Source organism: Gemmobacter nanjingensis (genome assembly GCF_014652195.1).
GTDB classification, from domain to species: domain Bacteria; phylum Pseudomonadota; class Alphaproteobacteria; order Rhodobacterales; family Rhodobacteraceae; genus Gemmobacter; species Gemmobacter caeni.
This window is the reverse complement of record NZ_BMYI01000070.1, coordinates 1-1,400: the sequence shown is the minus strand read 5'-3', so window position 1 is coordinate 1,400 and position 1,400 is coordinate 1. Positions and strand designations below refer to the sequence as shown.

At 58.4% G+C, this 1,400-nt stretch carries 1 protein-coding gene; it reads right to left on the bottom strand.

What is annotated here, in order from left to right; all coding sequences use genetic code 11:
* Positions 1-284 precede the first annotated feature (284 nt).
* On the bottom strand, positions 285-1,310 hold the full coding sequence (locus IE126_RS25655; protein WP_189383223.1) for an IS110 family RNA-guided transposase: 1,026 nt from the start codon (positions 1,308-1,310) through the stop codon (positions 285-287).
* Positions 1,311-1,400: the final 90 nt, after the last annotated feature.

Below are 1,400 nucleotides of genomic sequence, written 5' to 3'. Positions count from 1 at the left end.
GCGCCCCCTTCTATGGTTGCCGCCCGTGATGCAAGTTGCTTTTGACGCTTCCTGAGGTGTGATCGAGTGCGGTCTTCTATCAGGCCTTTTGTGCGGCATTTCAGAAGCCGCTGGCCGGTATGGAGATCAGCGGATCGGGTCCAAATCTACCCTGCGAGCTATCATACTCATGGGGGCGCACTGGTTTCCCCGACCCAGATCTGTTCGATCATTTGCCCATTCAGGTCATCGGCTTCCTACACCTCCCGTTGGCCGGCCTCAGGTTTAACTGCGAAACATGAACTTCACGCTGCAGTCATCGTCGCCGGTTCCCGGTAGTCTTCTTGTTTCATGAGCAGCGCCCAGATTTGCCGGGCCATTTTGTTTGCCAGCGCGATCGCCACCAACATCTTTGGCTTTCGTTCGAGCATCCGCGCCAGCCAGCTGCCCTCAGGAACACCGCGACGACCTCGAGGCGTGAGCCGTGTCATGGCGCCGATGATCAGCAGGCGCCTTATGTCCCCCTGCCCCGCTTTCGAGATTTTTCCAAGCCGCTGTTTGCCGCCCGAGGAATGCTGCCGCGGCACAATTCCAAGCCAGGCCGCAAAAGCTCGACCTGACTCAAAGGTCTCCATGGGTGGTGCGAAGGTTTCAACAGCCAGTGCAGTAAGCGGCCCCACACCCGGTATGGTCTGCAGCCTACGCGTCACACTCGCCTGCGCTGACAGGGCGGTCGTCGTCCTCGTTCGGGCCTCGATACGGCCTGATTTTTCCGAGATCTGATCCAGCAGGTCGAGGCAATCCGCTAGAACCAGGGGATGCAGCCCATTGTCCGGATCACGCAGCAAGGCCTCGATGCGCCCCACGTGCGCGGCACCCGTGGGGAAAACATGCCCATGCTCATAGAGCACGCCACGCAGCGCATTGATCAGTTCAGTGCGTTGGCGGACAAGACGGTCGCGAGAGCGGAAAATTGCCGCGCGCGCCTGCTGTTCTTCGGTCTTCGGCTCGACAAACCGCATCTCAGGTCGCTGCGCCGCAACGACAATCGCTTCAGCATCGGCAGCGTCGTTCTTTTGTCTTTTCACGAACGGGCGCACGTACTGAGGCGCAATCAGTTGGACTTGATGCCCAAGTTCAGCCATCACACGTGCCCAATAGTGCGCTCCCCCACAGGCTTCCATAACAACGACTGCAGGAGCATGGTCCGACATGAACTTAAGGAACTGTGATCGGGTCAACTTCTTCCGAAACAGCACCTCGCCGGTCATCGCCGCTCCGTGGAGCTGAAAGACAGACTTTGCCAAATCCACGCCAATCATAGTATCCATTATATGCCGTCCTCTCCGTTTTGTGGCTCTGAACACCACAATCTTGGCACATCGCGATGCCGTTTGGGGAGGGCGGCAACCATTCCATCT

Bases quoted from the DNA above. Each gene is read 5' to 3' on its own strand.
- IE126_RS25655 (WP_189383223.1), bottom strand. From the start codon at position 1,310: ATGGATACTATGATTGGCGTGGATTTGGCAAAGTCTGTCTTTCAGCTC.